Below are 26,137 nucleotides of genomic sequence, written 5' to 3'. Positions count from 1 at the left end.
CGGGGTGCTCCGGCGGCCGGGGTCGTTCACCCGATCAGGTCAGGGCAGGACGTAGGACCGGACGCCGTTCGCGAAGCCGAGCTCGGCCGCGTCGCGGACGTCCTCGCTCACGACGGCGGACCTGCCCTTGCAGCCCGGCTCGGACCAGATCTTCACCGCACCGGACGGCGACAGCGACCGGAAGGCGCCGCGCAGGTCCGCGCACTTCGCCTCGGGCTTCACGCCGATGGCGAAGTTGTCGCCGCTGAAGTCGTCGAAGTTCTTGCCGGCGAAGAAGGTCACGGACGTGGCGGGCCCGGCGCCCGGCGTCGTCGGCGCGGGCTGGGTCGTCGGCGCCTCGGCGGGGGCGACGGCGCGCCCGCCCTCGTGATCGATCACGAACCACTTGTTCCCGACGTTCTGGCCGAGGACGTCACCGGCCTTCCCGTCCTCGGAGAACAGGTAGACCGGGCGGCCGCCGATCGTCACCTGCGTCTGGCCGTCCTGGCGCTTGACGAACCCGATGTTCTCGCGCTTGATGCCGGGGAAGAAGAGCTTGGTGCCCTTGGTGACCGTGATGGGAGGCCACGTCTTGGCGCAGTCACCGTTGCAGTTGGACACCCCGCCCCTCACCGGGTCGTCGCCGAACCAGTAGCGGACAGGCCCTTCCCGTTCACCACAGCGGGTTCGAGGCCACCGGCGTTGCCGACGCGCAGCTCCACCCACTTCTGCTTCACCTCGGCGGGAGCCGGCTCCGGCGCGCGGTCGCCCGTGGTCTTGTCGGCGTTGTCGGAATTCGCGGTTCCGCGCAGGAAGTCCACTCCGGACTCATCGGCCGACGCCCGCGGCGTTCCCCCGACCTGCGCCTGTTCCGTTGCGGGAGCGGCGTTCCCGGTCTGCGTGGCACCCTGTCCGCACGCCGTCAACGTGACGGCACCGATCGCGAAAAGGGCAGCAGCGATCCCCACTTGCTTGCGACGCATTGTTTTTCTCATTCCCGAGTGGGCTTCCACCAACCTGTTCGCCCCTGTCACGTGCGCGGCGCGGAAACGGTTCAGCCGAGTTCGCCGTGAGACCGCGATCACAGGTCGACCGGGGAGCAGCGGGTACCTTGGAAGGTGTGGACATCAGCCTGAGCAGCGACTTCGCGACAGCGGTGCCGGAGATGGCGGTCTCGTGGGAGGCCGTCCCGGTCGCCGAACCGGAACTGCTCCTCCTCAACGAGCCCCTCGCGGAGGAGCTGGGCCTCGACCCCGCCTGGTTGCGGGGTGACGGCCTGCCGTTCCTCGCCGGCGGCCGCGGGGTCGCCCAGGCCTACGCGGGTCACCAGTTCGGGGGCTACTCCCCCGGCTCGGCGACGGCCGCGCCCTGCTGCTGGGCGAGCTGACCGGCGCCGACGGCCGGCTGCGCGACCTGCACCTCAAGGGCTCCGGCCGCACCCCGTTCGCCCGCGGCGGCGACGGGCTCGCGGCGGTCGGCCCGATGCTGCGCGAGTACGTCGTCAGCGAGGCCATGCACGCGCTGGGCATTCCCACGACCCGTTCGCTCGCCGTGGTGTCGACCGGAGCGGTCGTGCAGCGCGAGGAACCGCTGGCGGGCGCCGTCCTGGCCAGGGTCGCCTCCTCGCACCTGCGGGTCGGCAGCTTCCAGTACGCCCGCAACACCGGCGACGTGGACCTGCTGCGCCGTCTCGCCGACCTCGCGATCGCCCGCCACTACCCGGGCAGCACCCACCTGGAGCTGTTCGACCAGGTCGTCGCCGCGCAGGCGTCCCTGGTGGCCCAGTGGATGCATGTCGGCTTCATCCACGGCGTGATGAACACGGACAACATGACGATCTCCGGTGAGACGATCGACTACGGCCCGTGTGCGTTCATGGAGGCCTACGACCCGTCGACGACATACAGCTCGATCGACCACCGCGGCCGTTACGCGTTCGGCAACCAGCCGATCGTCGCCGAGTGGAACCTCGCCCGCCTCGCCGAGGCGCTGCTGCCGTTGTTCGCCGACGACCAGGACAAGGCCGTCGAACTGGCGATGGAGGTGCTCGGCACGTTCAGCACGCGGTTCGAGGAGGCCTGGATCGGCGGCGCGCGGAGGAAGCTCGGCGTGTCCGGCGACGTGAAACCGCTGCTCAAGGACCTGCTGGTGCTGATGCACGAGAACCACGTCGACTACACCTCGTTCTTCCACCTGCTCGGCAAGGCCGCGCGGGGCGACGCCGAACCGGCCAGGTCGCTGTTCCTCGACCTCGCGGGCGTCGACGCCTGGATCGCGCGCTGGCGCGAGCTGGGCCCGGACGCGGAGGAGATGGACCGGGTCAACCCCGTCTACATCCCGCGCAACCACCTCGTGGAGGAAGCGCTGGCCGCAGGCGCCGCCGGCGACCTGGCCCCGCTGCACAACCTGCTCGAAGCGGTGACCTCGCCGTACGGGGAGCGCCCCGGTCTGCAACACTTCGCCACACCGGCGCCGCAGGACTTCAGCGCCACCTACCGGACCTTCTGCGGGACCTGATGAAGCTGCAACCGATCGGCCACGTCGAGTCGCCCCTCACCGACCGCTCCGCCGCGCCCGGGCAGGCCGACGAGGGCGCGCCGGAGGCCTGGCTCGTGTTCGCACCGGAGTACGAGCGGGCGATGCGGGAGCTCGCGCCCGGCCAGGACGTCCTGGTGCTGACCTGGCTCGACCGCGCCGACAGGTCGGTGCTGGCCGTGCACCCGCGCGAGGACCTCGACCGGCCGGAGACCGGGGTGTTCTCGACCCGCTCGCCGGACCGGCCGAACCCGATCGGGCTGCACCACGTGCGGATCGTCGCCGTCGACGGCGTGCGCGTGCGGGTGGCGCACCTGGAGGCGGTCGACGGCACGCCGGTCGTGGACGTGAAGCCGGTGCTGGGCGCGGAGCGCTGACCTACTGCGGGTCCCGCGGGCACCCGTCCACGTCCGGCCGCACCACCAGGTCCTCCGGGAACGGCAGCTCCCCGCACACCAGCCGGGGCGTCGACGTGGTGTCCGTGTTGCCCCGCAACACCAGCACGGCCTTGTTCGACGGCAACCGGGTGCTCGCCCCGAACCCGATCGTCCCGCTCGCGCCCTGGATCGCGTTGCCGGGGCGGATGCCGCCGATCCCCGCGAGCAGCCCTTCCCGCACGCGAGCGCCCGGATCGGTCCGCCGCACCTGCCGCACGCCCTCCACCAGGACCTGCACCGCGTCGTGGGCGGCGGCCGAACGCCCGTCGCCGAGCGCCTGGCAGGTCCGGCGGAACACGTCGAGGTAGTTCTTGTAGAACGGCACCTTCGCGCAGTCGGTCCAGGCTGCCGGGCTCGCGAACGACAGGTAGTCCAGCCGCACGTTCGGGAACTGCGCCATGGTGCCCTCGAGGATGAACCGGGTGGACGAGTCGCTCGCGATCACCGGGGGCGTGCGGCCCTGGCACCTGCTGTTCATGCCGCGCAGGAACTCCGCCAGGTACTGGGCGCGGCCCGCGTAGAAGACGGCGTAGCCGGGGCGCTCGTCGGCGGGGCACGCGCCCTGGCCGAGGCTCGCGGGGGCGAGGCCCTCGTCGTCGGCGGCCACGCGGTACGCCCTGTACTGGCTGACGACGATCCCGCGTTCGGCGAACGCGGTCCGGGCGTCCTCGGCCAGGTTCCGGCTGTAGCGGTCGGTCGGGTCACCGGAGTAGAAGATCGCCACGTCGGTCGTCGCCAGGCGGCTCCGGGCGTAGTAGGCGGCGACTCTCGCCTCGCGCAGGTTGTTGGGCCCGACCTGGTAGTAGTACTCGTTGACGCTCGTCATGTCGTCGGCGGACGTCAGCGTGCCGATGATCGGCAAAGCGTTGCCGCCCAGGCGCTTCACGACGGACCTGGCGGTGTCGGTGCTGATCGACAGGCCGGTCACGGCGACGACGGCGCGGTCGCGCGCGGCCAGTTCGATGATCTTGTCCGCCGCGATGTCGCCGGAAGCCAGGCCGCGGCCACCGGGGCCCTCGCCGCCGTTGGCGAGCAGCACCCTGATCGGCACGTCGCTGGTCTTCTGCGCCACCCACACGCCGCGCAGCTCCTCGACCAGCGCGTGGAAGCTGTTGGCGGTGCTGGGGGTCAGGACGCTGAGGAAGACGATGGTGACCGCGTCCGGCCGCTGCCACGCCCTGCGGTTCTCGGCGGTGATCCGGCCGTAGACGTCCTCCAGGGCGGGGCGGATGTCGTCCGGCACCCACGCGGGGACGAAGTGCCGCAACGGATCCGCCGACACCCCGATGCACTCCTGCCCGACCCGCTGCAACGGCGAGCGCGGCGACGGCGACCACCACTCGTCGCACCGGGCGTGGTTGAGGAACGGCACGGCCACGAGCGAGGCGGCGAGCAGCAGGAGCACGAGCGGCGCGGCCAGCGCCCGGCGCAGGCTCATCGGCCGCAGCTCCGACAGGGCGCCGACGACGCCTCTCGCGGGCTCGGAAGCGTCGGTGTCGAGCTCCAGCACCCAGTTCTGCGACCTCGACAGCTGCCGCAACCAGTCCTGGTAGCCCGCCAGGGCGTCCGCCACGTGCGTCGGCGGCGCCTGGGCCGACTCCGCCGCGGAGATCACCAGCAGCGGGTCGGGCCGGCTCAGCGGCGAAGCGCGCCACGACTGTCCGCTCCGGACGCCACCGCGAGCGCGGCCGAGGGCGTCGACCAGCCACGGCCCGTTCTCGACCAGCAGCCACGGGTTGCCCGTGCGCCGGCGGCCGGTGCCCCGCACCGTCCAGCGCCGGTGCGACCGCCGCAGGTCCTCGAGCAGCGCGCGCACGAGCAGGTCGCCGACCTCGTCCGCGTGCCGTTGCGCCAGCCGTTCCTTCACCACGGCCCGCGCCAGCCGGTAGAGGCCGTGCCACGACCGGCCGCCGAGTTCCTGCTCCCCCACCCACGTCGCCGGCCGCCACACCAGGGCCGTCACCGCGAGGCCGATCCGCGGCATCAGCCCGATGACCAGCCGGATCCACCACGGGAAGTCCTGCGCGAGGTCCTGCGCGCCGTCCGCGGTGACCCGCACGCGCCGCCGCAGGTGCTGCCGGAACTCGCGCGCGATCTCCCGTTCCTCCTCCTCCGCCTCCACGTCGGCGGGCAGCGAGAGGTCGAGCAACCACGCGACGAGCGCGTAGTGCGGGAACCGCAGCCGGGAGGCGCCGCGCACCTCACCGGCGAGCTGCGCGACCACGTCGTCGAGGAGCCGGCGTTCGGGCTCCACCGAGCCGTCGACCAGCGCGAACGGGACACGTCGCCCCCGTGCGGTCGCGGGACGGCCGGCGAGCGCCTCCAGCGGGCTCGGGGCACCGGGAGGCCGCCGCAGGTGCAGGATCGGCAACGGCACGTCGCGGGACGGCCACCGCGGGCGGGAGGTGAGCCGGTCCAGCAACCGCACCAGCTCGACGGCGCCGCTGAACCGCAGCCCGCGACTGCGCTCGGAACCGGGGAACCACCCCTGAGACGTCACCCTGGACAGCGCCAACTCCCCGCCCCCGTTCTGCCGGCCCCAAACGAGGGACTCGACGGGTTGTCGATCAGCACGGGCGGCTCGTTAACGCGTTTCGAGCAATTCGAAGCGGGTGCGAAAGGGTTTGGCGGGCGGGTATCCGGTGGACATGAGCCAGCCAGTACCCCCAGCGGAGCCCGTGCCGACGACGCCGGGCCCGGACCAGCCACGACCGACCGGACCCGACCAGCCCCAGCCGCCGGGTCCCGATCCCGACCCGTTGCGGCCGCCGGGACCCGACCCGGATCCCCTCCCGCCGGAGCCGAGGCCCCTCTGAAAGCCGAGTGCGGTGCGTGGCGAAGAAATCCGCCACGCACCGCACATCGGTGGTTTCAACGCCGAAACGCCTGGGTACATGCGGTCGTCATGCCGGACCGACCTGGGGAGCGGACGTGCTCAGTGCTCAGGAACAGCAGCGGCTGCTCGACATCGAGAGGTGGTTCCGCGCCTCCGATCCCGACCTCGCCCGCGCACTGGCCAACGGCCCCCGGGCTCAGCGCCGACGCCAGTTCACCGCCGCGCTGCTGTCCGTCCTGGCGGGCGCCCTGGTCGTCGCGCTGGCGCTGCTCCTGCTCTAGGGCTGTGTCGGAGTCCCGTTCGATGAGAGTCGCGCCTGAGGTGGTTCCTGGCGTGCCCCCGGGGGCCGCTTCAGGCCCGGCTATCGCGAACATGGACTTCGACACAGGCCCTAGGACGCCACCGGGATCGCCGCCTCCGCCACCGCCTTCGGCGGTGCGCCGGCCCGGTTCCAGCGCATCCGCGACCACGGCAGGTCCATGTCCGCGAGCCTGCTGATCTGACGCGGTTCCAGCTCGTCGGGCGACGGGGCCTGCGCGTGCCGGGAGTAGGCCGCGTCGACGTAGCGGTGCCCGGTGTCCGGCGCCAGCACCACCACGTGCCGGTCCGGGTCGAGGCGCTGCTCCCACCGCGCCGCGAGGTACGCCGCTCCCGCCGACAGGCCGGCGAAGATCGCGTGCTCGCGCAGGAGCGCCACGCTGCCGCTCAGCGCCGCGTCGAACCCGAACCAGTGCACGGTGTCGTAGAGCGTGTGGTCGACGTTGCCGAACGGGATCGAGCTGCCGATCCCGGCGATGATGATCTCTGGGTCGTGCACGTGCTCGCTGCCGAACGTGACGCTGTCGAACGGCTGCACGCCCACCAGCTCCACCTCCGGCGAGGTCTCGCGCAGGAAGCTCGTCAGCGCCCCGGTCGACGCCCCGGTGCCGACACCGCCGACGACGGACAGCCGTGAGCAGTCGGCGTGCTCGCGGACCAGGTCGGCGATCGGCCGGTAGCCGCGGTAGTGGACGTCGTCGTGGTACTGGCGCATCCAGTGGTGCCGCGGGTGGTCGCGCAGGATCTCGCGCACCCGTGCCACCCGCCTGCTCTGGTCGAGCTTGAGGCTCGCGGACGGCGGCATCGGCTCCACCGTCGCGCCGAGGATCTCCAGCTGGGTGCGCAGCGTCGCGTCGACCGTCGTCGAGGCGACGATGTGGCAGTGCAGGCCGTAGCGGTGGCAGGCCAGCGCCAGGGCGTGCGCGTAGATGCCGCTGGAGCTGTCGACCAGCGTGTCCCCGCGCGCGATGGTGCCGCGTTCGAGGAGGAACCGGACTGCTTCGAGCGCGGACGCGACCTTCATGGTCTCGAAGCGCAGGCAGAGGGTGCGGGAGTCGAGGCGTACCAGGGCGGGGCGGCTGAGGGCGTCTGCGATGTGGTGGTCCACGTCTTCTCTCACGTCCGGACTCGGTAGCGGTACAGAGCGGTCTCGTCGGCGCTGAACTGGGAGAACGGGAAGGGTTCCGCGGACACCGCGGTGACCCCCTGCCCGAGGAAGTGGCGGGCGACGGCGCTCGCGGTCTGCGCGTAGACGACGAGCGGGACGTCGCGTTCGCGGCAGGTGCGCAGGATCTCGTCGAACGTGCCGTTGCCGATCGTCATGCCGGTGGCGACGACCGCGTCCGCGACACCGAGGACGTCCCGCATGTCCGGGGTCACCGGGTCGCCCCACTGCGTCGTGCGCAGCGAGAGGTCGCAGGGCAGGCACTCGGCCCCGCGGTCGCGGATCGCCGCCACGAGCGGGTTCACCACGCCGATCAACGCGACCTTGGCGCCCGCCGGCACGTCCAGCAACCCGGCCACGGCGGCGTCACGGGCCCGCGCCCGCTCCTCCGGCGTTCCCACCGGCAGCACGACCCGCTCGGCGTCGGAGGTCCGATGTGGACGGACGCTGCCGAGGTAGGCGTCGAGCGCCGCCACCCGGACCGGGGCGGGCGCCTCGGTCAGCAGCTCGGCCACCGGGGCGCCCGAGTAGTTCGCGCAGACCGCGGGATCGGCGTCGCCCTCCGCGAACGCGCAAGCGCCGAACGCGGTTCCGATGCGCGCCAGCACGTACTGGTTGCGGTAGGTCGTGTCGCCGCCCGCCAGCCTGGTGCCGTGGTGGACCCAGAACACGCTCGTCGCCGGGATCTCCCGGGGATCGGGACCGTGCTTGCCCTCCAGCACCTCTGTCATCAGTTCATCCACAGTGGACATAACTCCCCCTCGTCTCGTCGTTCCGGATCGCGGCGCGAATCCCGGGGTTCATCGGCGAACCGGCTCGCGGTAGCCCACGGCCAGGTGGCCCAGGCCGTCGCGGCCGATCTCGGCCTCCACGTCGAACACCTCGCGCAGCAGCCGGGCCGTCAGCACCTCGGCCGCCGGACCGTCCGCGACGACAGCGCCGCCGTGCATCAGGACCAGCCGGTCGCAGTACCGGGCGGCCAGCGCGAGGTCGTGCAGCGCGACCACGACGGTCTGCGGCGTGCTGCCGGCCAGTTCCATGAGCTCGAGCTGGTGGCGGACGTCCAGGTGGTTGGTCGGCTCGTCGAGCAGCAGCCCGGACGTGCGTTGCGCCAGCGCCCGCGCGAGGTGCGTGCGCTGCCGCTCACCGCCGGAGAGCTGCTTCCACGGGCGGTCCGCCAGCCCGGTCAGGTCGAGTCGCGCCAGCGCGGCGGCGACGATCTCGTGGTCGGAGGCGTCCGGGCCGCGCCAGCGCGACCGGTGGCACGTGCGGCCGAGCATGACCACCTCGGCCACCCGCAGGTCGCTCTCGGTGTCCGCCGTCTGCTCGACGAACGCCAGCTTGCGCGCGCGGTCGCGGGCGGACCACGCCCCGATCTCCGCGCCGTCGTAGAGCACGGCTCCGGCGGCCGGGGTGCGCAGCCCGGCGACGCACCGCAGCAGCGACGACTTGCCGGAGCCGTTCGGCCCGATCAGCCCGACGGTCTCCCCCGGCTCCACCACCAGGCTCACGTCGTGCACGATCGTCTTGCCCGGCACGCCCCAGCTGAGGTCGCGGACCTCGATCCTCACAGCTCACCCCGCTTGCGCAGCACCAGCAGGAACAGCGGCACGCCGATCAGCGCGGTGAACACGCCCACCGGCACCTCCAGCGGCGAGAACACGACGCGGGTCAGCGCGTCCGTCCAGACCAGGAACACCGCGCCGACCACCGCCGACATCGGCAGCAGCGCGCGGTGCAGCGGACCCACGAGGAACCGGACGCCGTGCGGGATGATCAGCCCGACGAACCCGACCGCGCCCACGGCGGCCACCGCCACCGCGGTCAGCACGGAGGTGGTCACCAGCAGCACGGCCCTGGTGGCGCGGACGTCGACACCGAGCGAGGACGCCGTGTCGGTGCCGAACGCGAACCCGTCCAGCGCGGCCGAGCACAGCCACACCACGAGCAGCCCCGCGCCGAGGACCACCGCGCACACCGCCACGGACGTCCAGCGCGCCGAGGCGAGCGAGCCCAGCAGCCAGTTGGTGACCGCGCGGATGCTGTCGGCGTCACCGGACGAGAGCAGGATCAACGACGTGAGCGCCGCGAACAGCTGCCCCACGACCACACCGGTCAGCACGATCCGCGAGGAGTCGAGACCGGTGCGGCGCAACAACACCATCAGCAGCCCGAACGACACCAGCGCTCCGATGAGCGCACCGCCGGTGATGCCGAGCTGCGACCCGGCGAACCCGAGCACCACCACGACCACCGCGCCCGTCGAAGCACCGGAGGACACCCCGAGCAGGTAGGGGTCGGCGAGCGAGTTGCGCGTGACGCTCTGCAGCACCGCGCCGCAGACCGCCAGAGCCGCACCGACGAGCGCCGCGAGCAGCACCCGCGGCAGCCTCAGGTCCCAGATCAACGAGTCCAGCAGGCGCGGCAGCGGCACCACGGCGAGCCCGAGGCGGCTGCCCGCGGCACGACCGATCTCCGCCCAGCTCGCCCCCACGCCGATGCGCACGGCGAGCACCAGCGACACGACGAGGACGACCAGGCTCAGGACGACGACGAAAGTGTTCTTCCTGCGGCGAAGGGGTTTCGGGGCCGGGTCGACGACCGGGTTCTGATCGAGGACGGCGGCGTCAGCCACGGCCGGCGATCTTGTCGAGTCCCGCGCCGAACGCCTTGAGCGCGTCGACCGTGCGGACCGACGGGTCCATCTCGATGCCGGGCAGTTCGATGACCTTGTTCTCCCGCACGGCCTTGAGCTGCGACACGGCCGGGTGTTCGCGCATCATCGCGAGCTTCTCGCTCGCCTTGTCACCGGGGTTGCCGCGCTCGGACAGGTCGCCGATCACGACGACGTCGGGGTCGCGGCGCGCGATCTCCTCCCAGGACGCCTCCGGCCACTCCTGGTTGAGGTCGTCGAAGACGTTGACCGCACCGGCGATCTTGCTCATCTGGCTGGCCATGCCGTCCCTGCCCGCCACGTACGGGACACCCTTGAACACCGAGTAGACCCAGACGACCTTCACCGGTTCCCGCTTGACGGCCTGCACCTCGGCGACGGCGGCGCGCTGCTCGGCGGCGAGCTGGTTCGCCCTGTCCTGGATGCCGAAGATCTTGCCGAAGTTCTCGTAGTCGCGGAAAAGCCGCTCGAACGGCGCGGTCGCGCCGTCGGAGCAGTTCACCGCGCTCACGAACGTAGGCACGCCCAGGGACTCCAGCTCGTCGCGCGTCCCGGCGCGGTCGGCGGTGAAGAGCTCCTTGAACGACGCCACCACGATGTCGGGGTTGGCCGCCCGCAACGGTTCCGAGGTGAGGACCTTGGGTGAGAGGACGGGGATCTTGGCGTAGGCCTCGGCGAACCTGGGCGCCACCTTGGTCTTCAGGTTCGCCGTGCCCGCGATCCTGTCCTGCAGTCCCAGCGCCAGCAGGGTTTCCGTCGAGTTCTGGTCCAGCGTCACCACCCGCTGCGGAACACCGGCGAACGACAGCTGCTTGCCGCAGCTCTCGACCACCACCGACTGCGCCGCCGGTACCTCGGCACCTCCCGGGGTGGCGCAGCCCGCGGCGAGCGCCGCGACCAACAGCACCGGGCCGAACCGGCTCGGGTGTGACATCAGATCCTCCAGAGATTCACTCGAACGGCTTGCGCTACTGTAACGACAATCATTTTCATTGCAACCCTGCCGAGAGGTCGAACACGTGGTCCACGACACAGTGCGCAGCCCATCGGTGCTGCGCAGCACCACTTTTCTCCGCCTCTGGACCGCGACCACGGCGTCCGGCATCGCGACCTGGGCGCTGCCGTTCGTGCTGGGGCTCGCGGTGCTCTCCCGCTCCATCACGGCCGTGGAGTTGGGCGTCCTGCTGGCCGCGCGCACGGTGGGCTTCCTCGCCGCCGTGCCGGTCAGCGGTGTGCTCGCCGACCGCTACGCGCGCCGCCAGGTCGTGCTGTGGTCGGGTCTGACGTCCGCCGTCGCCGCCCCCGTGCTCGCCGCGTTCGTGGGCAATTCGCTCGTGGTGGCGGCTCTTGCCGCGGCGGCGATGGGCGCGGGACAGGGCGCTTGCCGCCCGGCGTTCCAGGCGCTGACCGCCGAGGTGGTCGAGGGCGACCAGCGCCAGCAGGCCAACGCCGCGATGACGTTGTCGGTGCGCGTGACCACGTTGGTGGCACCGGGTCTCACGGCGTTGCTCGCGCTCTTCGTGAACACCCAGGTGCTGCTGCTCGGCATCGGCGCGCTGTGGCTCGTGGCCGCGCTGGTCCCGCCCGCCGGCACCGGGCTCACCGCACCGGGCGGCGGCAACGGTTTCGTGGCCGACTTCTGGGAGGGCGTGCGGGAGGCGCGGCGCCACCCGTGGTTCCTGGCGGGTCTGGGCGCGCTCACCGCCGTGATCGCGACCGGCTACTCGGCGACCGGCGTGGTGCTGCCGCTGGTCAGCCGCGACCGCTACGACACCGAGGCCGTGCTCGCCGGGGCGATGACCGCCTACACCCTCGGCGCACTGGCCGGGGCGCTGCTGATCGCCCGCTGGCGGCCGCGCCACGCCGGGTGGACCGCGCTGTCCGGCCTGGCGCTGTACGGTTTCGCGCCGCTGAGCCTGCTGCTGCCGGTGCACCCGTTCGTCGTGATCGCCGCCTACGTCGTCGCCGGCATCGGCATCGAGCTGTTCAACGTGCCGTGGTTCACCGCGACCCAGCGCGAGGTGGAGCCCTCGAAGCTCGCCCGTGTGTCCTCTTTGGACTTCCTGATGTCGTACGGCCTCGCGCCGGTCGGCCTCGCGCTCATCGCCCCGGCCATCTCCGAGTTCGGCGCCCCGGCGGTGCTCGCGGTCTGCGCGGTGATCTGCTTCGCCGCACCCGCCCTGGCGGCGCTCGTGCCGTCGTCCCGCGACTTCGAGCCGCGCCGGTGATCGTCCCCCGCGTCCCGGTCCTGGACCCCGCCGCTCGCACGACGTTGGCGGAGAACGGCGCGGTGGTCCTGACGGGGCTGCCGAACTCCCCCGGCTCGCTGCCGGTGGCCGCCGCGCTGCTGTTCGGCACGGCGTTGCGCGAGCTCTTCCCGCACCGCACGCGCCGGTCCGTGGACGGCGGGGTGGTGGGGCTGCACGCGGACGGCTTCGACGTGGTGGTGGACGTCGGCGGGAAACCGGTGCGGCGCAGGCATCCGGACGAGGACCACGTCCTGGTGCTGCTCGCTTCGCAGGCTCCGTACGGAGGTCAGTCGTTCGTGCTCGACGCGCACGAGTTCACGGACTCGCTGGACGCGGAGCTGAGGGAGTTCCTGCGGGGCAAGGACGTCGACCTCTACGGACGCTGGGCGCAGACGCGCGGCCTACCCGCGACACCGCGGGTAGGCCGCCACATCGAGTACACCCGCACGGGCAGGCGCATCACCCGGCGCTCGGACGGGGTCACGGCCCTGCACCGCGACCCCGAGGCCGACCACGTCGAGGAAATGCTCGCCCGCTTCGACACCGAGGTCGAGCGGGTCCAGCGGGAGCTGCCGAGGATCAGGCTCGACGAGGGCGACGTGCTGGCCCTCGACAACTACCGCTGCTGGCACGGCCGGGAGGCGCACACCGGCGCCCGGACCGTGCACATCCAGACGGTGCGGACGGACGACGCCTAGGAGGACGCCGCCTTCTGCAGCTCGCGGCGCAGCTGCTCCTTGGTCATGCTCGACGCGCCGTCCAGGCCCATGTTCTTGGCCTGCAGGAGCAGTTCCTCGCGCGTGGCCTGGCCGGGCAGCTCACCGAGGTGGTCGGCACGGCTGCGCGCGAACGCCTCGCCGAGCTCGTGGCGGCGTTCCGCGCTCAGGCGCTGGCGCATGCCCGGGAGCACCGTCTTCTCCTCTTCCTCCACGTGGTGGGTGATGGAGTCGACGACGTCCTGCAGCGCCTTCTCGTACTGCGGCGAGTCGTAGTCGGTGTCGAGGAGCTTGGCGAGCAGCTGCTCGGCCTCGGCGTGCTCCTCCTGGCTGTGCTCGACCTCGTCCTCACCGCCGGCGTCCTTGGCGACCGGGTAGACCTCGGCCTCCTCTGCCCGGCTGTGGGCGACCAGCAGACCGCAGAGGACCGGGGTCAGCAGGGGTCGCTTCTCCGGGTGGTTCTTCAGCTCGTCGAACAGGCGCTCCACCTCGCGGTGGTCCTGCATGATCAGGTCGACGACGTCGTACTGCATGGTGGTGGTTCCCCTTCAGTTCGGGTTGTTCCTCGGATAGCGCGTGGTGATGGGCGCGATGCCGCGCCGTCCGATGCGTCCGAGCGCGATGCCGAAGCCGCTGATGACGGCCGCGCAGGCAACGGCACCGATCGCGACGGACCAGGTCAAGCCCGCGTCGAGCAGCCCCGCGGCGGCACCGGCGACGACGCCGGCGAGCAGTCCGTTCACGAGGTTCACCAGGCCGGACACCCCCAGCGCGGTGCCGATGAGCCGCGGCCGCCTGGCGTTGCGCCAGCCGGTCTGACCGGCGTCGAGCTGCACGCCGGTCGTGTCGTCGTGCATCTGCCGCACGAAGACTTCTCTGGTGGAGGGTTCGAGATCGCCGTAGACGTGCCGGATCCGGTTGATGCCCAAACCCGCCTGCACGTCCTCGATGGTGAGCTCCACCGTCCTGAACAGGGTCGCGAGCCCGATCAGGAACAGTCCGGTGGAGATGACCAGCATCATGACGAGCAGCACCTCCGGCGGCACGAGCTGGGCGACGAACCCCATCGCGATCATCGACGCGGAGATCGTGGTGAGCAGGTGCCCCGCCCGGCTGGCGGCGTCGGTGATCGTCGCGGTGCGCACCATCTGTAACGTGTAGTGCTCGGTGGTGAGGATCGTCAGGATCGAGGACTTGTCCACATCAGACATCAGCGACCCAGCGCGCTCGCCAGCTCCTTCTTCGTCATGGTGGAGCGGCCCTTGACGTTCTTCTTCTTGGCCTCGTTGTAGAGCTGCTCCTTGGTGGGGCCCTTCGGCCGGTTCGTGCCCGACCGCTGGCCACCGCGCTTCTGCGGCGACGTGTCCTCGGTGGACGACCTGCTGGCGGTCTTGGACTCCCCGGCCTGGGCGCGGTTCTTGTTCACCGTGCGCGCGGCGATCTCCTTCGCGCGCTTGGGCGACGCGCCGCGGTCCTCAGCGGAGTCCTTGATGTGCTGGTACTGGCGTTCACGTTTCGCGTTCGATCCCGCGGGCATCACGACCTCCTTGCTCGGTGCTGGCCCGCGAATACCCGCGATCGGGGAGGTTCACACACGGGTCACCGGGTAACCCCGGACATGGCGATCTCCTCACGACTCGACACCGCGCGCGTGCTGGCGACGGTGCTGCTGCCGACCCTCGCCAAGGGCGTCATCGTCCGCAGGCCGGGTGTCATGGCGGCGGCCGGAAAGGTCCAGTCCGACCAGCGCGCCGTCGAGACCATGCGCAAGCTCCGCGACCGCTACGGACCGGAACCGGTCCGGTTGCGGGTCACCGGCCGCAGCATCGCGGTCCTCGTCGACCCGACGGACGTCCACCGGTTGCTCGACGAGTCACCCGAGCCGTTCGCGTTGGCCACGAAGGAGAAGAAGGCCGCGCTCCGGCACTTCCAGCCGCACGGCGTGCTCATCTCGGAGGGCGCGGAGAGGAAGCGGCTGCGCGAGGTCAACGAACGGGCGCTACGGCCGGAGAACGTGCCGGTCGAGGCGATCGTGCGCGACGAGGCCGACCTGCTCACCCGCCACGTGATGAGCACGGGCGAACTCACCTGGGACGCCTTCTCCCAGACGTGGTGGCGGATCGTGCGCAGGATCGTCCTCGGTGACGGTGCCCGCGGCGACGACCGGCTCACCGACGATCTGCTGGCACTCCGCCAGAACGCCAACTGGGCTTTCCTGCACCCGAAGCAGCGCCGCCTGCGCGAACGCTTCCAGCGCAGGCTCGACGACCACCTCGCCCGCGCCGAGAAGGGCAGCTTGGCCGCCCAGCCGGGTGAGCTGTCCGGTCAGGTCCCCCACTGGCTGTTCGCGTTCGACGCCGCCGGGATCGTCACGATGCGAGCGCTGGCCATCGGAGCACGCGGGACGCACGGCATCCTCGAGTCGGCGCGGCTGTGGCCGACGACGCCCGTCATCCTGCGGGAGAGCACGATCGCCACCCGCTGGCACGGCACGTGGCTGCCGGAGGACACCCTGTTCGTGGTGTTCACGCCGTTCTTCCACCGCGACCCGGACCGGCTGCCGTACGCCGACCGGTACGCGCCGGAGATCTGGGACCGGCCCCTCGACCCGGCGATCGTGCCGTTCAGCGGTGGTCCCGGCGTGTGCCCCGGCCGCGACCTGGTACTGGCCACCGGCAGCGCGATGCTCGACACGCTCGGCGAGCACCTGTCGTTCCCGGCGCTGCCCGCCCCGCTGCCCGCCACGCTGAACCACTTCGCGATCCGCTTGCGGACCACGCCGACGGGTACTCGCGTCGCATGAACACACCTCTGCACGCCGTGGTGACCGGAGCCGACTCCGGCATCGGCAAGGCCATCGCCGTCGCGCTGGCGCGGGGCGGCATCGACGTCGGCATCACCTACCACCACGACGCCGACGGAGCCGCGAGAACAGCGGACGAGGTGCGCGAGGCCGGTGCCCGGTGCGCCGTGCGGCGGCTGGACCTCACGGACCTGCCCGCGGCGGCGGCCGTCGTCGACGAGCTCGCCGGGGAACTGGGTGGCCTCGACGTCCTGGTGAACTGCGCCGGCACCGGCAGCAGCGAGAAGGTCGTGGACATGTCGTTCGACAAGTGGCGCGAGGTGCTCTCCGTCGACCTCGACGGCGCGTTCCTGTGCTGCCAGCGCGCCGCCAAGCACATGATCGACGCCGGGCGCGGTGGCCGGATCATCAACATCACCTCGGTCCACGAGCACCTGCCGCGGGTGGGTGCCGCGCCGTACTGCGCCGCGAAGGCCGGGCTCGGCGCGCTGACCGAGGTGCTCGCGCTCGAGCTGTCCGAGCACGGCATCACGGTCAACTCCGTGGCGCCGGGCGAGATCTCGACGCCCATGACCGGGCAGGAGGACGTGGACCCGCACACCGAGTCGCGTCCGGGTGTGCCGCTCGGCAGGCCGGGCAGCGCGCACGAGGTCGCCGCGGTCGTCGCGTTCCTCGCCACCCCGGCCGCGAGCTACGTGACCGGGGCGTCGCTCGTCGTGGACGGCGGCATGTCCCTGATGGGTCCGCAGGCGAGCCAGCTGATGACCGACGGGAAGTGGAGGCAGCCCTGACGCGTGCCGTGGTGCTGAACGGTCCCTGAAGAGGTCGCCCAGCCGTCCTCGCTGGGGCGAGCTGGTCCGAGACCGACGAGGGTCACGAGTGGTCGGAGAAGACCGGCCGCACGATGGCAGCCCACCTGCACGTCGTCGCCCTGGCCCTCGCCGAACGCCCCGTCCCGGCCTGAGCCAGCGCCACGAGCGCACCGATCGCCAAGCCGCCCAGGACGTCCGTCGGCCAGTGCACACGGGTCCTGAGGCGGCTGTAGGCGACCAGCAGCACCAGCGGGGTCACGAACACGGCGGCCCCGGGGTCCTCCAACGCGGTGGCGGTGCCGAACGCGGCCGCCGTCACCGCGTGCTTGGAGGGGAACGACGACGAGTCGGGGTGCTCCGGCAACGCCTGCCGTGCGGGCAGGTTCGCGGCGGGCGGTCTGCGGCGGTGCACCACGAAGCTCACCAGATGTCCCAGCGGCATCGCCACCGCGGCCGCGGTGAGCGCGCGTTTCGCGGTCCTGCGCCGACCGGCCAGCGCGAGCAGGCCGGCCACCGGCAACCACAGCGCGCCACCGCGTGCCGTGACGCCGGCGGCGATGACGACGGGGTGCGGACGCCGGAAGGGCAGCGCCTCGCTGTCGTGCAACGAGTCCGCGTCCAGTTCCTCCAGCTCGTCCGCGCCGCTCATGGCGCGTCATGTACCCGGAACGGCATTTCGCCAGCCTACGGCCAGGACGGCTCCTCCGCGTGGGCGATGACGAGCTCGCGGATCTCGCAGCCCTCCGGCTGGTTCAGCGCGAACACGATCGCCGCCGCCACGCGGTCCGGCGGGTTCAGCTTGTCGAGGTCCTGCGGCCGGTACTGCTCGGTGCGGTCGTCGAAGAAGTTCGTGCGCATCCCGCCGGGCACCACCAGCGTGACGCCGACCTTCCCCGCGGTCTCGGCGGCCAGCGCGCGGGTGAACCCGACGACGCCGAACTTCGAGGCGCAGTAGGCCGTCGCGTCGCTGACGGCGCGCAGCCCGAGCGTCGAGGCGACCGTGACCACGCGGCCGTTCTCCAGGTGCGGCAACGCCGCCCTGATCACCGCCGCCGTGCCGAACAGGTTGACCCGCACCACCTGTTCCCACTCGTCTGGCGGCACCTCGGCCAGCGTGCCGCAGCGGTCGATCCCGGCCGCGGTCACCACACCGGTGAAGCGGCCGTGCCGTTCGGCGAGCGTCCGGACCGCCTCCTCGGCGGCACGCCCGTCCGCGAGGTCGACCAGCTCGAACTCCCCGGTGGTCGGCGCGGACTTGTCCAGCACCAGCGGTGTCCCCCCGGCTTCGCGCACCGCCTGCGCCACCGCCGCCCCGAGTCCTGCGGCACCTCCGGTCACCAGCACGTTGCCCAGCATCAAGCCCTCCTCGACAGGATCGCGGTCGTCGAACGGCCCCGGTGGTACGGCACGACGACCGTCCGCCCACCCCAGCGCCGCACGACAGCGGTTTCCGGCAGCTGGTCGGCGGTGTAGTCGCCGCCCTTCACCCACACGTCGGGGCGCAACCGGCCCAGCACGTTCTCCGGGGTGTCCTCCCCGAACACGACCACGTCGTCCACGGACTCCAACGCGCGCAACACCTCCACGCGCTCGGACTCCCGGTTGACCGGCCGTCCCTCGCCCTTGAGCCTCCGCACGGACTGGTCGGAGTTGAGGCACACCACCAGGCAGTCGCCCAGTGCGCGGGCGGCGGCGAGCATCCGCACGTGCCCGGTGTGCAGGACGTCGAAGCACCCGCCCGTGGCGACGACCTTCCCGCCACGACGGCGCACCGACTCCACAGTGGACGGCAGCGGCGCCCGCATGCCCGAGACCCCGCCGCCGGCGAGGAACTCGGCCGCGTCCGCGACCGCCCGCGCCACCGCGTCGTCCGGCGCGGCGCCCCCGGCGAGCTGGACGGCCGCCGACGCGGCGAACCGGTCCCCCGCTCCGCAGGGATCCGCCGCCCGCACCACCGGCGCGGGCACGGCGACGGGCGTCCCGCCGCAGTGCAGCAGGGCGCCCCGGCTGCCGAGCGTCACCACGACGGCGCGGGCGCGCCAGCGGGCCGCCAGCTCGCGCGCCGCCTCGTCGGGGCCGGCCAGGCCGCTGAACGCCGTGGCCTCGGCCAGGTTCGGCGTCACCAGGCGCGCGCCCGGCACCGGCGCCGGGCCGCGGGGATGCGGGTCCCACACCACCGGGACGCGCGTGAGCACCGACCGCAGCCGTTCGTCGCGCAGCAGGCCGCGCCCGTAGTCGGAGGCCAGGACGAAGTCGGCGGACAGCACCACGTCGAGCATGTCGTCGGTGACCTCGGGCGTTCCCGAACCGGCGCGGTCCACGCGCGCCAGGGAGGTGCCGCCGGACCGCAGGCGCGTCTTGACCGGCACCGCCCCGGTGCGCCCGTACAGGCCGGGGACCTCGACCAGCGACCGCAGCCGCTCCCCCGCCTCGTCGCAGGACAGCGCGCTGACCAGCGTCACGTCCACGCCGTCGCGCGCCGCCATCGCCGCCGCCAGGGCGGCGCCCCCGGCTCTGGGGTGCTCGCCGACGACGTCCAGCACGGGGGCGGGGGCGTCCGGGCAGACGCGCTCGACGGTCCCCTCCACGTCGACGTCGAGCAGGGAGTCACCGACCACCACCAGCCTCACGACGCCCTCCTCATCGAGGACGGCAGCGCCGCTTCGAAGGCCTCGCACAGCGCGTGCACGACGACCAGCTGCGCCTCCTGCACGTTGCAGGCCTGGCCGGGCAGGGCCAGCGCGTCGTCGGCCAGGGACGCCAGGGGGTTCGGCAGCGGCCCGGTGAGCGCCCACGAGGTCGCCTCCGCCCGACGCGCGGCGTGCACGGCCTCCAGCAGGTTCGGGCTGCTGCCGCTGGTGGACAGCAGGACCACGAGGTCGCCGGGCCGGGCGTGCGCCGTGACCTGGCGGGCGAAGACCTGGTCGTAGCCGTAGTCGTTGGCGATCGCCGTGACGCTGGAGGTCTCGGCGCACAACGCCAGCGCGGAGAACGGCGCGCGGTCGTCGCGGTAGCGGCCGACCAGCTCGGCGGTGAGGTGCTGGGCCTCGGCGGCCGAACCGCCGTTGCCAGCCGCGAGCACCCTGCCGCCGCTCACGAGCAGCCGCGCCAGGTGCTCTCCCCAGCGGTGGATGCGGGAGGACTGGGCGCGCAGCCCCGCCAGGGTGGTCGTCAGCCCGTCGAGGTGGCTCTCTACCGTCACTGGGCCACCGCCAGGTCGCCGGTCGTCCGCGCCCGCCGGTGGACGAGCTCCGTGCGGGCGGCGATCTCGTCCCAGGTGTACTTGGCGTCCACCCTGTCCTTGCCCGCGATCCCGTAGGCGAAGCCGCGCGACGGGTTCGACAGCAGCTCGCGCAGCGCCCGTCCGAGGGCGCGCGGATCACGCGGCGGCACCTGCACACCGGTGACGCCGTGGACGACGGTGTCGGTGAGACCACCGACCGCCGACGCGACGACCGGGACGCCGCAGGCCATCGCCTCCAGCGGGACGATGCCGAACGGCTCGTACCACGGCACGCACGCCACCACGTCCGCCGAGCGCAGCAGCGCGGGCATGTCCGCACGCGCCACCTGCCCGACGAGGCGCACCCGGTCCGCCACCCCGCACAGTTCCGCGCGGGCGAGCAGCCGGCGCGCCTCGGGGTCGGCCTTCAGGTCGGGCGGCCCTCCGGCGATCACCAGCTCCGCGTCCCGCACCAGCGGCAGCGCTGCGATGAGGTCGTCGAAACCCTTGCGGGGCACGAACCTGCCGACCGACACGATCCTGCGCCGACCCGTCCGCGGTGCAGCCGGACCGGCGGGGCTGAACAGCGCGGTGTCCACGCCGCACGGCACGACCGCGATCTTGTTCCGCCGCAGGCCCATGGCGAGTAGTTCCTCGACCTCGTCGTCGCACGTGGCGGCGATGGCGTCGGCCTCGTGACCGACCAGGCGCTCCACGGCGATCCGTTCGGTCGGGCTGGTGTCCTGCGCGCCCTGGTGGCGGCGCTTGACCGTGCCGAGGGCGTGGTAGGTGTGCACGAGCGGGATCCGGGTGTGCCGCACGGCGAGCACCGAGGCCAGGCCGGACATCCAGAAGTGGCTGTGCACCACGTCGGGCGGCCGCTCGCCCCAGTCGTGCGCGAGGAAGTGGGAGAACTCGGTCATGTGCGGCAGCAGGTCGTCCTTGGGCACCTGTTTCGCGGGGCCCGCGGGCACGTGCACGACCTCGTAGCCGTCGGGGGTGCCCACCCGGCGGGGCAGGCGGCGCGAGTCGCGCCGGGTGTAGACCACGACCTCGTGACCACGCCGCACCAGCGCGGCCGCCAGCGCGGCCACGTGCACGTTCTGCCCTCCCGCGTCGGCACCACCCAGAGCCGCGAGCGGGCTGGCGTGTTCCGACACCATCGCGATCCTCATCCGATCACCTCCTTCAGGGTCGCGTCCCAGTTGCGCAGGAACGCGTCGAGCCCGTAGCGGGCCAGCGCGGTCTCGCGAGCCCGTCGTCCTTTCTCCTGCGCGAGAACGGGATCCGCGATGAGCTCCCGTGTCGCGGCCACCAGTTCGTCCACGTTCGTCGAGATCGCGCCGGCTTCCGGGGGCACCGCCCTGATCGCCTCGGTGCTCGCCAGCGCGACGACCGGCATGCCGATGTGCATGGCCTCGAGCAGCGACAGCCCGAGAGAGGTCCAGCGCGGGGTGTGCACGTAGACGCGGCGCCGGGCCAGTTCCCGGTGCAGCGCTTGGAGTCCGTGGTCGCCCATGCCGCCGATCTCCTCGGTCCCCATGCCGAACACGTCGATCGGGTCGAACCTCGGCAGCAGGTCGGTGCCGACGATCCGGCCGCGGCGGACCGGCTCGTTGATGACCGCCGCCGCGCGCGGGAGCTCTCCGGTGTAGAGCGGTCCGGGGTCGACGACGCCGTGCTCGATCACGACGGTCCTCGTCGTGCCGCAGTCCCACATCAGGTCGTTGAAGTGCGTGACGTGGACCAGCGTCCCGTCCCAGCCGGCCAGCGGGTGCTCCTGCGCCGGACGGCCGGGGGTGTTGTGCTCCAGGTACACGACCGGGATCCCGGACGGCACCTGCGAGAGCTCCTCCAGCCGCTGGACGACCGCGACGTCGGCGTCCACTTCGGACGGATCGACCTCCCGCGCGTCCCACGGCCTCCCGGCGAGCCCGATGCCGTGGGGCGGCCCCGGGACCAGGTACTCGTGGCCGCCCTGGACGAACGAGTGCGTCCAGGAGCCGTGCACGTGCCACAGCAGGATCTTCACGCCGTCACCTCCGCTACAGCGGCCACGACGTCGGCCGGGTCGACCTGGTCGAGGCAGGGATGTCCTGGCACCGGGCAGTCGCGGGCCCTCGTCCCGCGGCACGGCGCGTTCTGGTCACCGAGCAGCACGTGCCGGCCGTGCGGCGCCCACCTGGCCGCCGGGACGACCGGGGCGAACAGCGACACGACGGGTGTGCCGACCGCGGCCGCGAGGTGGGCCGGGCCGGTGTTGCCGACCACGACGGCCTCGGCGCCGGCGAGCACCCCGGCCAGTTCGAGCAAGCTGGTGCGCCCGCCGAGATCGGTTCCGCACGCGCCCGCGACGTGCCCGGTGAGGGCGGCTTCCGCCGGACCCCCGGTCACGACCACGCGGTGGCCGGCCGCGGTCAGGGCGACCACGGCCTTGGCCCACCTGTCGGGCGACCAGGTGCGGGCGGGCACCGTCGCACCGGGGTGCACCACCACGTACGGACGGCCCAGCGGCGACTTCGGCGGGTCGACGACGGCCAGGCGGCCGTCGTCGCCGTCCGGGAGCGCGAACCCGGCGGCCAGCGCGACCTCCAGTGCCCGCTGCGCCTCGGGGATGTCCTCGTCACCGGTCAGACGTACGTCGAGCAGCGAACCGGGGTAGTCGACCGACCGCGCGACGATCTTCGGCAGACCCGCCAGTCGCAGGACGAGGGCGAGCGGCAGCGGGCTTTGGTGGAACGACGTCAGGATCAACGCCACGTCGGCGCGCACGCCGTGCAGCAACGCGGTGACGGCCTCGATGTCGAACGGTCGGACCTCGGGAGCCGGGTTCGCGATCCACGGGCACTCCCACTCGATGACGCGGGTGACGCCGGGCAGCAGCTCCGCGGCCCGGACACCGTTCGGGCCGCAGAGGAAGACGACCTCGCCGGCCGTCGCGGCGGCACGCACCGCCGGCCCGGCCAGCAGCACGTCCCCGTCGCTGTCCAGACGCGCGACGAGCGTCCTCACAAGATCATCCCGATCGCGGACCGGAGGTCGGGCGCGGTGCGCGGTGCCCTGTCGACCTCCTCGCGGAGGGTGACCTCGGTGGGCACGAGCACCGACGACGCACCGGCCGCGGCGGCCGCGTCGACGTCAGCCCCGATGTCACCGACGACGACAACGCGTTCGGGACGGACGTCCAGGGCCTCGCAGGCCGCCAGCACCAGACCCGGCGCGGGCTTGCGGCACGCGCAGCCCTCGTCGGGGTGGTGCGGGCAGATCTGCCAGGTGCCGAAGGGACCCAGCAGCTCCTCGACGCGCGCGTTCACCGCCGCGACCTGCTCGTGGGCCAGGATTCCGCGGCCGATCCCGGACTGGTTGCTCACGACGCCGGTGCGCAGGCCACGGGCGCGCAGGGCCCGCATCACCTCGCGGGCGCCTGGCATCGGGGTCACGCGATCCGGGTCGCCGTTGTACGGGACGTCCCGGATCAGCGTGCCGTCGCGGTCGAACAGCACCGCGTCGAAAGGCTCGTCCATAGAGGAGAGTTAGCCTAGAAAAACGGCTTGAAACGCTACTCGGCGAAGCGCTTCTAGAGCGCCGGGCTGGCCGGCACGTCCTTGCCCTCCCCGATCCCGCGCACCAGGGCCCGGAGGGCTTCCTGCGCGTCGAACTGCGGTTTCCAGCCCAGCTCGATTCGTGCGCGCGAGGCGTCTAGCAGCGGAGACTTCAGCGCGAGGTCCACCCAGCCGGGTGGGGTGGGCTGCAGCCGGAGGTGCCAGCTCACGCTCGCCAGGGCCCGCACCAGCCCTTCCGGGACCGGGACGTGCCGACCGCCGAGGACCTCCGCGAGAACACGGGGAGTGACGACGGGATCGGCCACGAGGTTCACCGCGCCGTGCGGCCGGTGCTTCAGGATGAGGGCCAGTCCGTCGGCGACGTCGTCGGCGTGGACGAACTGCAGCACCAGGCGGCGCGGCAGCGGCAGGACGGGGATGCGCTGCCGGAACAGCGACTTCGGCACCAGCTTGCCCAGGAAGTACCCGTGGATCTCCGACCCGGCGTCGGACTGCAGGATCAGGCCGGGTCGCGGACGCGAGATCAGCAGCTGCGACTCGAACTTGTTCAGCATGTGCTCCACAGCGGCCTTGTGCCTGCTGTAGAACGACGACGTCACGCCGTTGACCGGCCACGACTCGTCCACGTGCCGGTCCTTGCCGCCCGGCGAGTACGCGCCGACGGACGACATGTGCACCAGGTGCGGCACACCGACCTCGGCCGCCGTGCTGAAGACCTGCGCGGAACCGGCCACGTTCGTCCGGTACAGCCGCCGCTCGTCGCGGGAGGGCTGGATCATCCACGCCAGGTGCACCACGGCGTCGGCGCCCTCGAAAGCCGTCTTCAGCACCTCCTCCGCGCCGGCCCGGCCGAGGTCGACCGGTGTCCAGGGCACCCCGCGGTACGGCGGCGCGTCGCCCGGCGGGCGGCGGGACATGCCGTGCACCTGGACGTCCGGTTCCTGGGCCAGCCGGCGTAAGAGAGCCGTTCCGACGTTCCCGCTCGCACCGGTGACGACGACCTTCATGAGCGCGCCCTCGCCGTCTCGCGGTCGTTCGCCTTCTGGATGGCGTCCACGAGCTCGTCCTTGGTCATCCGGGAGCGGCCCTCGATCTCCAGCCTCGTCGCGATGTCGTAGAGGTGTTCCTTGCTCGCGTTCGCGTCGACTCCGCCGGCCGTCTCGCCGGCGGCCGGGGTGCCGCGCTCGGCCTGCGGGTCGGAGGGCCCCTTCTCCTGCTTGGCCTCCCAGTGGTCACCCACCTTCTCGAAGCCGTGCTTCAACGCGGAGAAGGCGGTGCGGTGCGCACGTTCGCCTTCGCCGTAGGACTCCACCGCCGAGTCGTGCGCCTTGATCCACGTCCGTTGCGCCTTCTCCGACGAGCGGGCCACCGTGCTGGGCAGTTCCTGCCGTCCGGGCATGGCTCTCCTCCAAGGTTTTCACCTGCGATGACGGGTACCCGAACGACATGACGACCATGCACGCCATCGATGTCCACAGCCCGCGCGACTCGCAGCTCGTCGGATGGCTCCCCACCGCCACGCCGTCCGAGGTCTCCTCCGCGCTGTCCACCGCCCGGTCGGCCTTCCCCGGCTGGGCCGCCACCCCCGCCGCCGAACGCGGAACGGCGCTGCGCGAAGCAGCGGCGGCGTTGCGGGAACGGGCGAACGACCTCGCGACGGTGGTGGAGACCGAGACGGGACGGCCGTTCGCCTCCGCCCGCGAGGGAGTGATGGCCGGCGTCTCCACGCTCGAGCAGTACGCCGAGCTCGGCCCGGTCCACCGCGGACGGTCCCTGCTCGGCTCCGCCGTCGACTTCATGGTCCCGGAACCGCGCGGGCTCGTCGTGGCGCTGACGCCGTGGAACGACCCGGTCGCGGTGGCGTGCGGCCTTATCGGCGCCGCACTGGTGACGGGGAACGTGGTGGTGCACAAGCCGAGCGAGCGCTGCCCGCACACCGGCCTGCTGCTCGCGACCGTGCTGCGGCCGCACTTCCCCGCCGGGGTGCTGCAGACGCTGGTCGGTGACGGCGAGGTCGGCTCCGCGCTCGTCGGCTCCCCCGAGGTCGACCTCGTCGCCCACGTCGGCAGCACCGCGACGGGCCGTGCGATCGCGCGCACCTCGTCGGCGAAGTTGTTGCTGGAGAACGGTGGCAACGACCCGCTGCTCGTCGACGACGACGTCGACCCGGTGTGGGCCGCCTCCCAGGCCGCGCTGGGGGCGTTCACCAACGCGGGCCAGCTCTGCACGTCGGTCGAGCGCATCTACCTCCACAAGGCGATCGCGACGCCGTTCCTGGAGGCGCTGTGCGCGCAGGCCCGCGAGTGGAACACCGATCCGCAGCCGCTGGTCGACACCCGGCACCGCGAGTTCGTGCACGAGCAGGTGTCGGACGCCCTCGCGGCCGGCGCCTCGGCACTGGTGGGCGGGTCGGTGCCCGACGGTCCCGGCGCGTTCTACCCGGCGACGGTGCTGGCGGACTGCGGCAGCGCGATGCGGGTGATGTGCGAGGAGACCTTCGGTCCGGTCGCGCCGGTGCAGCTGGTGTCGTCGTTCGAGGAGGGCCTGACCGAGGCCTGCACCGGTGACTACGGCCTCGCGGCCACGGTGCTGACCGCGTCGATGGAGAACGCCCAGCGCGCCTGGCGGGAGCTGCCGGTGGGCACGGTGAAGGTCAACGCGGTGTTCGGCGGCGCACCCGGCGGTGCGGCACAGCCGCGTGGCGCGTCCGGCACGGGGTTCGGCTACGGGCCGGAGCTGCTCGACGAGATGACCACGACCAAGGTGGTCCACCTCGGGGTTCCCCGCACCAGGTCCGGACCGGCCGGAGACGCCGGCGCCCGGTCCG

General features: G+C 72.5%; 29 protein-coding genes and 1 pseudogene. 9 read left to right on the top strand and 21 right to left on the bottom strand.

The annotated features are described in order from the left end of the window. Positions 1 to 39: 39 nt before the first annotated feature. Together V1227_RS02900 and V1227_RS02895 are read right to left on the bottom strand one after the other, a co-directional pair. The gene (locus V1227_RS02900) at positions 40 to 600 is read right to left on the bottom strand and encodes a COG4315 family predicted lipoprotein (protein ID WP_329790899.1); all 561 of its coding nucleotides are present in this window, start codon (positions 598 to 600) and stop codon (positions 40 to 42) included. Positions 601 to 608: 8 nt separating this feature from the next. Next, a complete protein-coding gene (locus V1227_RS02895) occupies positions 609 to 962 on the bottom strand; it encodes a hypothetical protein (protein ID WP_329790898.1) in 354 nt (117 codons plus the stop codon). A gap of 137 nt (positions 963 to 1,099) precedes the next feature. Between V1227_RS02895 and V1227_RS02890 the strand changes: the two genes are divergently transcribed. From V1227_RS02890 to tsaA, 3 genes are read left to right on the top strand one after another with little or no spacing between them, the layout of a single operon-like run. Beyond that, positions 1,100 to 1,366 (top strand): hypothetical protein, encoded by a 267-nt coding sequence (locus V1227_RS02890; RefSeq protein WP_329790897.1) that lies wholly within the window; start codon positions 1,100 to 1,102, stop codon positions 1,364 to 1,366. Next, positions 1,348 to 2,496, top strand: a complete 1,149-nt coding sequence (locus tag V1227_RS02885; protein ID WP_329793945.1) for a protein adenylyltransferase SelO — start codon at positions 1,348 to 1,350, stop codon at positions 2,494 to 2,496. The genes V1227_RS02890 and V1227_RS02885 overlap by 19 nt, the downstream gene beginning before the upstream one ends. Then, on the top strand, positions 2,496 to 2,891 hold the full coding sequence (tsaA, locus tag V1227_RS02880) for a tRNA (N6-threonylcarbamoyladenosine(37)-N6)-methyltransferase TrmO (protein ID WP_329790896.1): 396 nt from the start codon (positions 2,496 to 2,498) through the stop codon (positions 2,889 to 2,891). Before V1227_RS02885 ends, tsaA begins: the two co-directional genes overlap by 1 nt. A gap of 1 nt (position 2,892) precedes the next feature. Here tsaA and V1227_RS02875 read toward each other — a convergent pair whose 3' ends face one another. Continuing rightward, positions 2,893 to 5,451: a hypothetical protein gene (locus tag V1227_RS02875; RefSeq protein ID WP_329790895.1), complete on the bottom strand. Its 2,559-nt coding sequence runs from the start codon at positions 5,449 to 5,451 to the stop codon at positions 2,893 to 2,895. Between the two features lie 431 nt (positions 5,452 to 5,882). Between V1227_RS02875 and V1227_RS02870 the strand changes: the two genes are divergently transcribed. Then, complete coding sequence (locus V1227_RS02870; RefSeq protein WP_329790894.1) at positions 5,883 to 6,068, top strand: DUF3040 domain-containing protein; 186 nt, start codon at positions 5,883 to 5,885, stop codon at positions 6,066 to 6,068. A 110-nt stretch (positions 6,069 to 6,178) separates the two neighbouring features. Here the strand turns inward: V1227_RS02870 and V1227_RS02865 are convergent, their stop codons facing one another. From V1227_RS02865 to V1227_RS02845, 5 genes are all read right to left on the bottom strand, one after another. Next, positions 6,179 to 7,213 (bottom strand): pyridoxal-phosphate dependent enzyme, encoded by a 1,035-nt coding sequence (locus V1227_RS02865; RefSeq protein ID WP_329793944.1) that lies wholly within the window; start codon positions 7,211 to 7,213, stop codon positions 6,179 to 6,181. An 8-nt stretch (positions 7,214 to 7,221) separates the two neighbouring features. Next, a complete protein-coding gene (locus V1227_RS02860; protein ID WP_329790893.1) occupies positions 7,222 to 8,001 on the bottom strand; it encodes a Rossmann-like domain-containing protein in 780 nt (259 codons plus the stop codon). 69 nt (positions 8,002 to 8,070) lie between these two features. Beyond that, positions 8,071 to 8,841 carry an ABC transporter ATP-binding protein gene (locus V1227_RS02855; protein ID WP_329790892.1) on the bottom strand — a complete coding sequence of 257 codons (771 nt, stop codon included), beginning with the start codon at positions 8,839 to 8,841 and terminating at the stop codon, positions 8,071 to 8,073. Continuing rightward, on the bottom strand, positions 8,838 to 9,905 hold the full coding sequence (locus tag V1227_RS02850) for a FecCD family ABC transporter permease (RefSeq protein WP_329790891.1): 1,068 nt from the start codon (positions 9,903 to 9,905) through the stop codon (positions 8,838 to 8,840). The genes V1227_RS02855 and V1227_RS02850 overlap by 4 nt, the downstream gene beginning before the upstream one ends. Next, entirely contained in the window at positions 9,898 to 10,878 is a 981-nt protein-coding gene (locus V1227_RS02845) for a helical backbone metal receptor (RefSeq protein WP_329790890.1), read from the bottom strand. Before V1227_RS02845 ends, V1227_RS02850 begins: the two co-directional genes overlap by 8 nt. A gap of 115 nt (positions 10,879 to 10,993) precedes the next feature. On the opposite strand from V1227_RS02845, the gene V1227_RS02840 reads away from it, so the two are divergent. Together V1227_RS02840 and V1227_RS02835 are read left to right on the top strand one after the other, a co-directional pair. Continuing rightward, entirely contained in the window at positions 10,994 to 12,172 is a 1,179-nt protein-coding gene (locus V1227_RS02840) for an MFS transporter (protein ID WP_329793943.1), read from the top strand. Beyond that, complete coding sequence (locus V1227_RS02835; protein ID WP_329790889.1) at positions 12,169 to 12,891, top strand: TauD/TfdA family dioxygenase; 723 nt, start codon at positions 12,169 to 12,171, stop codon at positions 12,889 to 12,891. Before V1227_RS02840 ends, V1227_RS02835 begins: the two co-directional genes overlap by 4 nt. Here V1227_RS02835 and V1227_RS02830 read toward each other — a convergent pair. The 3 genes from V1227_RS02830 to V1227_RS02820 are packed head-to-tail and all read right to left on the bottom strand — an operon-like array spanning position 12,888 to position 14,446. Next, on the bottom strand, positions 12,888 to 13,442 hold the full coding sequence (locus V1227_RS02830) for a hemerythrin domain-containing protein (protein ID WP_329790888.1): 555 nt from the start codon (positions 13,440 to 13,442) through the stop codon (positions 12,888 to 12,890). The genes V1227_RS02835 and V1227_RS02830 overlap by 4 nt on opposite strands. A 15-nt stretch (positions 13,443 to 13,457) precedes the next feature. Next, positions 13,458 to 14,120 (bottom strand): hypothetical protein, encoded by a 663-nt coding sequence (locus V1227_RS02825; RefSeq protein ID WP_329790887.1) that lies wholly within the window; start codon positions 14,118 to 14,120, stop codon positions 13,458 to 13,460. After that, complete coding sequence (locus V1227_RS02820; RefSeq protein ID WP_329790886.1) at positions 14,120 to 14,446, bottom strand: plasmid stabilization protein; 327 nt, start codon at positions 14,444 to 14,446, stop codon at positions 14,120 to 14,122. The genes V1227_RS02825 and V1227_RS02820 overlap by 1 nt, the downstream gene beginning before the upstream one ends. A gap of 81 nt (positions 14,447 to 14,527) precedes the next feature. Between V1227_RS02820 and V1227_RS02815 the strand changes: the two genes are divergently transcribed. Together V1227_RS02815 and V1227_RS02810 are read left to right on the top strand one after the other, a co-directional pair. Then, positions 14,528 to 15,712, top strand: a complete 1,185-nt coding sequence (locus V1227_RS02815; RefSeq protein WP_329790885.1) for a cytochrome P450 — start codon at positions 14,528 to 14,530, stop codon at positions 15,710 to 15,712. Further along, a complete protein-coding gene (locus V1227_RS02810; protein WP_329790884.1) occupies positions 15,709 to 16,503 on the top strand; it encodes an SDR family oxidoreductase in 795 nt (264 codons plus the stop codon). Before V1227_RS02815 ends, V1227_RS02810 begins: the two co-directional genes overlap by 4 nt. Positions 16,504 to 16,585: 82 nt before the next feature. On the opposite strand, the gene V1227_RS02805 is transcribed toward V1227_RS02810, so the two are convergent. From V1227_RS02805 to V1227_RS02760, 10 genes are read right to left on the bottom strand one after another with little or no spacing between them, the layout of a single operon-like run. Next, positions 16,586 to 17,173, bottom strand: coding sequence for a phosphatase PAP2 family protein (locus tag V1227_RS02805; protein ID WP_329790883.1), 588 nt, complete (start codon positions 17,171 to 17,173; stop codon positions 16,586 to 16,588). A gap of 35 nt (positions 17,174 to 17,208) precedes the next feature. After that, the gene (locus V1227_RS02800) at positions 17,209 to 17,880 is read right to left on the bottom strand and encodes an SDR family oxidoreductase (RefSeq protein WP_329790882.1); all 672 of its coding nucleotides are present in this window, start codon (positions 17,878 to 17,880) and stop codon (positions 17,209 to 17,211) included. Next, positions 17,880 to 19,154 (bottom strand): D-glycero-beta-D-manno-heptose 1-phosphate adenylyltransferase, encoded by a 1,275-nt coding sequence (gene rfaE2 / locus V1227_RS02795; RefSeq protein ID WP_329790881.1) that lies wholly within the window; start codon positions 19,152 to 19,154, stop codon positions 17,880 to 17,882. The genes V1227_RS02800 and rfaE2 overlap by 1 nt, the downstream gene beginning before the upstream one ends. Then, positions 19,151 to 19,726 carry a D-sedoheptulose-7-phosphate isomerase gene (locus tag V1227_RS02790; protein ID WP_329790880.1) on the bottom strand — a complete coding sequence of 192 codons (576 nt, stop codon included), beginning with the start codon at positions 19,724 to 19,726 and terminating at the stop codon, positions 19,151 to 19,153. Before V1227_RS02790 ends, rfaE2 begins: the two co-directional genes overlap by 4 nt. Continuing rightward, a complete protein-coding gene (locus V1227_RS02785) occupies positions 19,723 to 20,922 on the bottom strand; it encodes a glycosyltransferase (protein ID WP_329790879.1) in 1,200 nt (399 codons plus the stop codon). Before V1227_RS02785 ends, V1227_RS02790 begins: the two co-directional genes overlap by 4 nt. Further along, entirely contained in the window at positions 20,919 to 21,779 is an 861-nt protein-coding gene (locus tag V1227_RS02780) for a glycosyltransferase (RefSeq protein ID WP_329790878.1), read from the bottom strand. Before V1227_RS02780 ends, V1227_RS02785 begins: the two co-directional genes overlap by 4 nt. Then, positions 21,776 to 22,759 (bottom strand): glycosyltransferase family 9 protein, encoded by a 984-nt coding sequence (locus V1227_RS02775; protein WP_329790877.1) that lies wholly within the window; start codon positions 22,757 to 22,759, stop codon positions 21,776 to 21,778. The genes V1227_RS02780 and V1227_RS02775 overlap by 4 nt, the downstream gene beginning before the upstream one ends. Then, positions 22,756 to 23,271, bottom strand: a complete 516-nt coding sequence (locus tag V1227_RS02770) for a D-glycero-alpha-D-manno-heptose-1,7-bisphosphate 7-phosphatase (RefSeq protein ID WP_329790876.1) — start codon at positions 23,269 to 23,271, stop codon at positions 22,756 to 22,758. The genes V1227_RS02775 and V1227_RS02770 overlap by 4 nt, the downstream gene beginning before the upstream one ends. A gap of 53 nt (positions 23,272 to 23,324) precedes the next feature. Further along, the gene (locus V1227_RS02765; RefSeq protein ID WP_329790875.1) at positions 23,325 to 24,317 is read right to left on the bottom strand and encodes an NAD-dependent epimerase/dehydratase family protein; all 993 of its coding nucleotides are present in this window, start codon (positions 24,315 to 24,317) and stop codon (positions 23,325 to 23,327) included. Beyond that, the gene (locus V1227_RS02760) at positions 24,314 to 24,709 is read right to left on the bottom strand and encodes a ChaB family protein (RefSeq protein WP_329790874.1); all 396 of its coding nucleotides are present in this window, start codon (positions 24,707 to 24,709) and stop codon (positions 24,314 to 24,316) included. Before V1227_RS02760 ends, V1227_RS02765 begins: the two co-directional genes overlap by 4 nt. A gap of 47 nt (positions 24,710 to 24,756) precedes the next feature. Here V1227_RS02760 and V1227_RS02755 point away from each other — a divergent pair. Beyond that, positions 24,757 to 26,094: pseudogene (locus tag V1227_RS02755) on the top strand (aldehyde dehydrogenase family protein); the annotation flags it as partial. Between the last annotated feature and the right edge of the window lie 43 nt (positions 26,095 to 26,137).

It is taken from the genome of Lentzea sp. DG1S-22, from assembly GCF_036321065.1.
Classification (GTDB): Bacteria; Actinomycetota; Actinomycetes; order Mycobacteriales; family Pseudonocardiaceae; genus Lentzea; species Lentzea jiangxiensis.
The sequence above is the reverse complement of the archived record's forward strand: the minus strand, read 5'-3'. Positions and strand labels throughout refer to the sequence as shown.